This is a genomic window from Mycobacterium sp. 1165196.3, from assembly GCF_001673415.1.
Lineage (GTDB): Bacteria > Actinomycetota > Actinomycetes > Mycobacteriales > Mycobacteriaceae > Mycobacterium > Mycobacterium europaeum_A.
This window is the reverse complement of sequence record NZ_LZLU01000151.1, coordinates 23876-32352: the sequence shown is the minus strand read 5'-3', so window position 1 is coordinate 32352 and position 8477 is coordinate 23876. Positions and strand designations below refer to the sequence as shown.

Annotated in this window: 8 protein-coding genes; 4 read left to right on the top strand and 4 right to left on the bottom strand. The window is 68.2% G+C overall.

The window, feature by feature from the left end; translation table 11 throughout:
- Positions 1-130 precede the first annotated feature (130 nt).
- The 3 genes from A5659_RS16545 (at position 131) to A5659_RS16535 (ending at position 2734) form a co-directional block, all read left to right on the top strand.
- Entirely contained in the window at positions 131-1120 is a 990-nt protein-coding gene (locus tag A5659_RS16545; RefSeq protein ID WP_156749250.1) for a type III polyketide synthase, read from the top strand.
- 20 nt (positions 1121-1140) lie between these two features.
- A complete protein-coding gene (locus tag A5659_RS16540) occupies positions 1141-1641 on the top strand; it encodes an isoprenylcysteine carboxyl methyltransferase family protein (RefSeq protein WP_066866076.1) in 501 nt (166 codons plus the stop codon).
- 79 nt (positions 1642-1720) lie between these two features.
- A complete protein-coding gene (locus tag A5659_RS16535) occupies positions 1721-2734 on the top strand; it encodes an NAD(P)/FAD-dependent oxidoreductase (RefSeq protein ID WP_066878648.1) in 1014 nt (337 codons plus the stop codon).
- A gap of 19 nt (positions 2735-2753) precedes the next feature.
- Here A5659_RS16535 and A5659_RS16530 read toward each other — a convergent pair whose 3' ends face one another.
- On the bottom strand, positions 2754-3545 hold the full coding sequence (locus tag A5659_RS16530; protein ID WP_066866173.1) for a crotonase/enoyl-CoA hydratase family protein: 792 nt from the start codon (positions 3543-3545) through the stop codon (positions 2754-2756).
- Positions 3542-4690: a thiolase family protein gene (locus tag A5659_RS16525; RefSeq protein WP_066866172.1), complete on the bottom strand. Its 1149-nt coding sequence runs from the start codon at positions 4688-4690 to the stop codon at positions 3542-3544. Before A5659_RS16525 ends, A5659_RS16530 begins: the two co-directional genes overlap by 4 nt.
- 177 nt (positions 4691-4867) lie before the next feature.
- On the opposite strand from A5659_RS16525, the gene A5659_RS16520 reads away from it, so the two are divergent.
- Positions 4868-6304 (top strand): wax ester/triacylglycerol synthase family O-acyltransferase, encoded by a 1437-nt coding sequence (locus tag A5659_RS16520; RefSeq protein ID WP_067182541.1) that lies wholly within the window; start codon positions 4868-4870, stop codon positions 6302-6304.
- Here the strand turns inward: A5659_RS16520 and A5659_RS16515 are convergent.
- Positions 6301-7092: a lysophospholipid acyltransferase family protein gene (locus tag A5659_RS16515; RefSeq protein ID WP_082976087.1), complete on the bottom strand. Its 792-nt coding sequence runs from the start codon at positions 7090-7092 to the stop codon at positions 6301-6303. The two genes, A5659_RS16520 and A5659_RS16515, sit on opposite strands and share 4 nt — an antisense overlap.
- Positions 7089-8357, bottom strand: a complete 1269-nt coding sequence (locus A5659_RS16510; RefSeq protein ID WP_066878654.1) for a cytochrome P450 — start codon at positions 8355-8357, stop codon at positions 7089-7091. Before A5659_RS16510 ends, A5659_RS16515 begins: the two co-directional genes overlap by 4 nt.
- Positions 8358-8477 lie beyond the last annotated feature (120 nt).

Below are 8477 nucleotides of genomic sequence, written 5' to 3'. Positions count from 1 at the left end.
GGTGTTGCGGAACTCCACCCCGCTGCTCGACGCGAAACGGCGAAAGTCCGGACCGGCGATGTCGGTGAGCGCGCAGATGGCTTCGCTTTGGGTATAGCGATTGGGTGGAAACTTCACCGCAACGCCGGCAATGGACGGATTTCTCTGCGCGCTCACCGACATCGCCGGTCCGGACTTTCGCCGTTTCGCGTCGAGCAGCGGGGTGGAGTTCCGCAACACCGCGTTGCGGCTGCCGCGCTATCGCGAGCTGAGCGGGTTCACCGAGGCCAACGACGCCTATCTCGAGGTCGCGCTGGATCTGGGCGAGCAGGCGCTGGTGGCCGCGCTGGATGAGGCCAAGGTCAAGCCATCGGAGCTCGACATCGTGTTTTCCACGACGGTCACCGGGCTGGCGGTTCCCACGCTGGAGGCGCGGCTGGCGACGCGGGTCGGGCTGCGCCCCGACGTCAAGCGTGTCCCGCTGTTCGGCCTGGGGTGTGTGGCCGGTGCGGCGGGCGTGGCGCGCATGCACGACTACCTGCGCGCCTTCCCCGATCACACGGCCGCGCTGCTCGCGGTGGAGCTGTGCTCGCTGACCGTTCAACGCCAGGACAGGTCGGTCGCCAATCTCGTCGCCACCAGCCTGTTCGGGGACGGGGCGGCGGTGGTGATCACCGAGGGCGCCAACCGCGCCGGCCGCGAACACACCGGTCCCCGCGTGCTGGCCACCCGCAGCCACCTCTATCCCGATACCGAGGAGATCATGGGCTGGAAGATCGGCGCCGACGGCTTCCGGATCGTGCTGTCCGCCGACGTCGCCACCATCGCAGAGAAGTATCTGGGCGACGACGTCCGCGATTTCCTCGCCGACCACGGGCTGACCCCGCGCGATGTGACGACCTGGGTGTGCCACCCGGGCGGCCCGCGGGTGATAGAGACCGTCGAGAGCGTCCTGGACCTTCCCCCGGCCGCTCTCGACCACACACGAAACTCGTTGCGCGATAACGGCAATCTGTCGTCGGTCTCGGTGCTCGACGTGCTCGCGGCCAACCTCGCCGATCCGCCCCCGCCCGGCTCGATGGGGTTGATGATCGCGATGGGCCCGGCGTTCTGCTCCGAGCTGGTGCTGCTGGCCTGGTAGAGCTGGTAAAGACTGTAGCCATGTATTACCTGCTGGTGCTGGCGGTCGGGCTGGAGCGCGTGGCGGAGCTGGTGGTGTCCACCCGCAATGCGCGATGGTCGTTTACGCAGGGCGCCAAGGAGTTTGGCCGGTCCCACTATCCGGTGATGGTGACCATTCACACCGCGTTGCTGGTCGGCTGCCTCGTCGAGCCGTGGGCGCTGCACCGGCCCTTCATCGCGTGGCTGGGCTGGCCGATGCTGGCGGTGGTGGTGGCCAGCCAGGCGCTGCGCTGGTGGTGCATCACGACGCTGGGCCGGCGATGGAACACCCGCGTGATCGTGCTGCCGCAGGCGCCGCTGGTGCGTCAGGGTCCCTACCGCTGGCTGCACCACCCGAACTACGTTGCAGTGGTGGCCGAAGGCTTGGCACTGCCGCTGGTGCACACGGCGTGGCTGACCGCGGCGCTGTTCACGCTGGCCAACGCCGCGTTGCTCAGGGTGCGTCTACAGGTGGAGAACTCGGCGTTGGGCTACACGTGAGCGACCGCGCTGGCGACGATGCAGAGCGAAAGAGCGATGCGGGGGCACCTCCCGCTTGCGGGGGAGAGGAGCGGCGCTCATGTCCTACGACGCGGACCTGTTGATCGTCGGCGGCGGCCCGGGCGGGCTGGCGACGGCGTTACACGCTCGCCGCCAAGGACTTTCGGTGATCGTGGCCGAACCGCGGGACGGGCCCATCGACAAGGCGTGTGGCGAGGGGTTGATGCCGGGCGGCTTGGCCGAATTGACCTCGCTGGGCGTGGATCCCGTCGGCATGCCCTTTCACGGGATCGCGTACGTGAGTGAGCGGCGGCGAGCGCAGGCGCAATTTCGTGGCGGGCCGGGGCGCGGCGTGCGCCGCACGACGTTGCACGCGGCGCTGGCCGCGCGCGCCAAGGAGCAGGACACCGACTGGATCCGCGCGCGGGTGACGAAGGTGGCGCAGGACGCCCACGGTGTCTCGGCCGCCGGCGTGCGCGCGAAATGGTTGGTGGCCGCCGACGGGCTGCATTCGCAGGTGCGGCGCGCCGTCGGAATCTCCGCGACGGCGGGGACGCCGCGGCGCTACGGCGTGCGTTGGCACTACCGGGTACCGGCCTGGTCGGAATTCGTCGAGGTGCACTGGTCGCGCTGGGGCGAGGCGTACGTGACACCGGTCGAGCCCGACCTGGTCGGGGTGGCCATCCTGTCGCGCGGCCGGCCCGACCCGGCGTGGTTCCCGCGGCTGGCCCGCCAGCTGCACGGCGCCGAGCCCGGGCAGCCCCGCGGCTGCGGACCCTTGCGGCAGGTGGTCTCGCGCCGGGTGGCGGGGCGGGTGCTGCTGGTCGGGGACGCGGCCGGCTACGAGGACGCGCTCACCGGCGAGGGCATCAGCCTGGCGTTCAAGCAGTCCGCCGCGGCGGTCGACGCCATCGTGAACGAGAGGCCGGCCGCGTACGAGACGGCGTGGCACCGGATCACCCGCGATTACCGGCTGCTCACCCGCGCGCTGGTGCTGGCCAGCACGCCGCGGGCGGTGCGCCGCGCGGTCGTCCCGACCTGCGCGCTGCTACCCGCGGTGTTCGGCCGCGGGGTCAACATCCTCGCGCATTAGCGCTGATACCGCGCCGGCACTAGCGCGCCTTCCAGACCGGCTCCCGCTTCTCGGCGAACGCCAGCGGCCCCTCTTTGGCGTCCTCGGACCTGAGCAGCGCCTTCATCTCGCGAATGGTGCGCTCCCAGCCCGGTTCGTCAGCGACGACGACACCGTCGTCGACTCCGTAGGCCACCCGCTTGCTGGCCTGCACAGACAGCGGCGCGTTGACGGTGACGCGCTCGGCCAGGGCCAGCGCGGCGTCCAGCACGGAGCCCGGCGCGACGACCTCGTTGATCAGGCCCCATTCGCAGGCGGCGGCCGCGGACAGCGGTTCGCCGGTCAGCAGCAGCCGCATCGCCACCTTGCGGGGCAACTGCTCGACGATGCGGAACACGCCGCCCGCGGCGGCGATCAGCCCGCGCTTGACCTCGGGCAAACCGAACTGCGCGCGTTCGTCGGCCACCACCAGATCGCTGGCCAGCGCCAACTCGGTGCCACCGCCCAGGGCGGTACCGTTCACCGCCGCGATCGTGGGCTTGTCGATGAAGTGGTGCACGTATCCGGCGAAGCCCCATTCGGGATGGTCCGGGTGATACAGGTTCTCCCGGCGCGCGATCGCCTTGAGGTCGGCCCCGGCGCAGAACGATTTGTCGCCGGCGCCGGTGACCACCACCGCCCGCACCTCGGGGTCGTGCTGCGCCTCTTCGAGCGCATCCCCGAGGCCGATGCTGACGGCGGCGTTCACCGCGTTGCGGGCTTCCGGCCGGTTGATGGTTATCACCATCACGTTGCCCCGACGCTCGGCCAGGGCCCCCGGCGGCTGGGTCACAACAGTTCCACGATGGTGGCGTTGGCCTGGCCGCCACCTTCACACATGGTCTGCAGCCCGTACTGAATTCCCTTGTCCCGCATGTGATACAGCAGGGTGGTCATGATCCGGGCACCGGATCCGCCGAGCGGGTGACCCAGCGCGATTGCGCCACCGTTGGGGTTGAGCTTGCTCTCGTCGGCGCCGATGTCCTTGAGCCAGGCCAGCGGGACCGGCGCGAACGCCTCGTTGACCTCGTAGGCGCCGATCTCGCCGATGGACAGCCCGGACCGCTTGAGCACCTTCTGGGTGGCCGGGATAGGCGCGGTCAGCATGATCACCGGGTCGGCTCCGGCCAGCGTCGCGGTGTGCACCTTGGCGATCGGCTTGAGCCCCAGTTCCTTGGCCTTCTCGGCGGACATGAACAGGATCGCCGCCGAGCCGTCGGAGATCTGCGAGGAGTTGCCGGCGTGGATCACGCCGTCCTCCTTGAAGGCCGGCTTCAGCGAGGCCATCTTCTCCATCGGGGTGCCGCGGCGGATGCCTTCGTCCTTGAGAACCACGTTGCCGTCCTGATCCTTGATGCCCACGATCTGGTCATCGAATGCTCCGGAATCCTGTGCGGCGGCAGCCTTTTCGTGCGAGTCGAGGCTGAACTGGTCCAGCGTGGTGCGGTCGAACCCCCACTGCTCGGCGATCATCTCCGCGCCGATGCCCTGGTTGGGGATCTGGCCTTGGTAGCGGTCCAGGAAGGCCTGGGGATACGGGCGCCCGCCGTTGGCCAGCGAGGCGCCCATCGGGGTCCGCGACATCGACTCGACACCACCGGCGACGACGACGTCGTAGTGTCCGGCGACGACGCCGGCGGCCGCGAAGTGGATGGACTGCTGGCTCGAACCGCACTGGCGGTCCACGGTCACGCCCGGGACGGTCTCGGGCCAGCCGGCGGTCAGCAGGGCGGTGCGGCCGATGTCGAGGGCCTGCTCGCCGGCCTGCATGACGCAGCCCCAGATGACGTCGTCGACCAGGGCCGGGTCGACGCCCGCCTTGTCGACCAGGCCGTTGAGCACCTGCGCGGAAAGATCCGCCGGGTGCACCCCGGACAATCCGCCGTTGCGCTTGCCGATCGGTGAACGCACTGCCTCGACGATGACGGCTTCAGCCATGGTCTTGTCTCCTTTGACACGTGGACTTCGAAAAGAATGGAGTCTTGCGTCGATTGTCAACCAAGGGGTTGGGCGGGTGGAGCCCGGGGGTGGTTCTGGCGCGAAGCCGGGCTCGCCGCGTGCCGCCGAACCAGAATTTTGTTCTCACGACCGCGGGTGCAGGGCAATAATGGTCGGGTGAAGCGGCTCAACGGCATGGACGCGATGCTGCTGTACAGCGAGACGCCGAACCTGCATACCCACACCTTGAAGGTGGCGATCGTCGACACCGTCAGCTACGACGGCGAGGTCAGCTTCGACGTTTTCCGGCGCACGCTGCACCGGCGACTGCATCGGCTGGATCCGTTGCGCTACAAGCTGATCGACATCCCGTGGCGATTGCATCACCCGATGTGGTTGCAGAATTGCGAGGTCGACCTCGACTATCATGTGCGGCGCGTTCGGGTGCCCACCCCGGGTGGCCGTCGGGAGCTCGACGGGGTGATCGGCCAGATTGCCGGGGTGCCACTGGACCGCGACCGTCCGCTGTGGGAATTCCACTTCGCCGAAGGCTTGGCGGACAACAAGTTCGCGATCATCGGCAAGATGCACCACGCCCTGGCCGACGGCGTCGCCTCAGCCAATCTGCTGACCAGGCTCATGGATTTGACCGGCCCGGTGCAGGACGACCGGGACAACGACACCACGTGCATTCCGCCCTCGACGGCGCGGCTGCTGCGTGCGGCCGCCGCGGATCATGCCCGGCAGGCCGCCGCGTTACCCGGGGTGATAGCCGAGGCGCTCGGCGGGGCGCGGCGGCTGCGGCGGCGCGCCCGGCAGCGCGGCAGCCAACCGGACCTCGCCCGGATGCTGCACGCGCCGCCGACTTTCCTCAACCATATCGTCTCTCCGGCAAGGACTTTCGCCACCGCGACGCTGTCGCTACCTCAGGTCAAACAGACCGGTAGGCAGCTGCAGATCACCATCAACGATATGGTGATGGCGATCGCGGCGGGCGCACTGCGTGAACTGCTCTTGCGCTACGACGGCAGCGCAAACCAGCCCCTGGTCGCCTCCGTCCCGGCCACTACGGACAGGTCGCCGCAGCGGATCAGCGGCAACGAGCTCGGGGGCATGGCGGTGTCGCTACCCACCCACATCGGCGATCCGCTGCGGCGCGTGCGCCTGACGTCCGTGGCAACGACGATCGCCAAGGAGAACAACGAGCTGTTCGGCCCGGAACTCTATGGCAAGTTGATCAGCTACCTGCCCGGCGCTGCCGCTCCCCTGGCGTTCCGATGGTTGGCCCGGCGGTACACCCGAAACAGGTTGTTCAATATTCCGATCTCCAACGTGGTGGGGCCGCGTGAGCGCGGCCGTTTCGCCGGCGCCCCGGTCAGCGAAATCTATTCCGCCGGACCGTTGATCACCGCCTGCGGGATCAACATCACCGTGTGGAGCTACGTCGATCAGCTGAACATATCGGTGATCGCCGACGACCGCACCCTCGGCGACCCCCATGAACTCACCGACGCCATGGTCGGCGCATTCCGCGAAATCCGCGCTGCCGCAGGGTTGGCCGATGACGTGGCGACCGTGCCGGGCGCGATGCCGCAAGCCACGGCGAGGCCTTAGCCCAGGACGGGAAAGCGTCGCTGGTGAGCCAGGCCGTCCAGGGCGGCCTGCATGACCGAACGGACATGCGCGTCGACGTCGGCGACGCCGGGCTGATCGCCGAACCGGGTGGCGACGTCGATCGGTTCGAGGACTTCGCTGACGATCTTGGTCGGCAACGGCAGGTTGGGCGGCACGAGCATGCTGAGTCCGAACGGAAACCCCACGGTGATGGGCAGAATGTCCGAGCGCCAGCGCGACAGGCCCAGCCGCTTGGCCAGCCACGTGCCGCGGGTGAGGAACAGCTGGCTTTCCTGGCCGCCGATGGAGACCACCGGCACGATCGGCACCCGCGCATCGATCGCCGCCCGGACGTACCCGGTGCGGCCGTTGAAGTCGATGACGTTCTCGGCCAGCGTCGGTCGATAGGCGTCGTAGGTGCCGCCCGGAAACACCAGCACCACGCCGCCGGACCGCAGCGCCCGCGCGGTGTTCGCGGAGGTGGCGCGAATGACGCCCAGCCGGGTCAGCCATCGCGACATCGGCCCGACGAACATCCCGTCATGGCCGAGCGTGTACAGCGGGCGTCGGTAGCCGAATCTTCGGTAGAACGCCGCCGCGAAGATCAGCACGTCGGGCGTGAGCATGCCGCCCGAGTGGTTGCCGACTATCAGGGCACCACCACGAGGCGGCACCGATTCCAGCCCACGCACCTCGAAGCGAAACCAGCGCCGCGCCAGGGGTTCTGCCGCGGCGACGAAGCGCTCGGTGAAGCCGGGATCCCACTCGCCGATTTGGTGGGAAGTCACGACATCGGGGTGAATTCGAGGTGCAGCTCGGACAGGCCCCGCATCTGCCAGGTCGGGTCGTAGGTGTAGCGGCGGGCGTCCGGCGGCCCGTGCTCGGCCTCGGCGATCGCGATGTCCCCCATCCGGTCGAGTATGCGGTTCAACGAGATTCGCCCCTCCGCGCGGGCCAGCGGTGCGCCCGGGCACGAGTGATTGCCGCGACCGAAGGCCACATGCTCTCGCACGTTGGGCCGGTCGATGCGGAACTCGTCGGGCTGCTCGAACTTTCGCGCATCCCGATTGCTCGCACCGGGCAGCAACATGACGGTGCTTCCCGCCGGGACCTCGGTGTCACCGATCGACGTCGTCGTGCGCGCCATCCGGAAGTGACATTTGACCGGGCTTTCCATCCGCAGCGTCTCTTCGACGAAATTCGGTATGCGGCCGCGATCTTCGCGGAGCAGCTTTTGTAACTCCTGGTTCTCCGCGAGCGTGCGGACACCGAAGCTCAGCAGCTTGGTCGTGGTTTCCTGACCGGCCGCGAACAGGAACGTCGCCAGCCGGACGACGTCGATGACATCGGGAGTCGAACCGTCGGGATACTTCGCGTGGGCCAGCTCGGTCAACACGTCTTCGCGTGGCGCTCGGCGGCGGTCGGTGATGTGCGTGGTGAATTTCTCGTCGAGGTATTCCAGCGGATTGTGCGCCCGCGTCACCGAATCGTCCTGGACGCCACCGGAGAACTTGCCCGAGAACACATCCCGAAACTCTTCGTGATCCTCGATGGGAACTCCCAGCAGGTCGGCGATGACCAGGCCGGAGAACGGCCGCGCGTACTGGTCGAGGAATTCGCAGCGGCCTCGGGATACGAACTCGTCGAGCTGCTCATCGGCGAGCCGCCACATGAAGTCTTCGTTCTCCTTGAGCCGCTTGGGGGTCAGGAGGCGGCTGAGCAGGCCTCGCGTCCTGGCGTGCTCCGGCGGGTCCTGCGTCACGATGTGTTCGCTCATCGGGATCTGCGACCGGTGCTGTTCGATCAGGCTGCCGATGTCGTCGCCCTCGGGCTCGAACGGCAGCCCCGAAAACGGGCCGGCGACCGAGACGCAGGACGAGAACGCCGGATCCTTATAGACCGCGAGCGCTTCGGAGTGACCCGTTACGGCCAGGACGCCCTGCTCAGGTCGTGCCAGCACCGGGCACCGCGCGCGCAGGTGGTCGAAGTACGGGTACGGGTCGGGAATCAGGGACAGGTCGGTGAAGAAATCCACCGAATCGAATTCGTTCAACAGGACTCCTAGGCATCCAGGTAACCGCGCACCGACGTCAACCCGGGCGACGCGACCTCTCCAGCCAATCTAAGGCTGAACAAATATTAGGTCAAGCCGAGGAGCCCGAAAATGAGGACC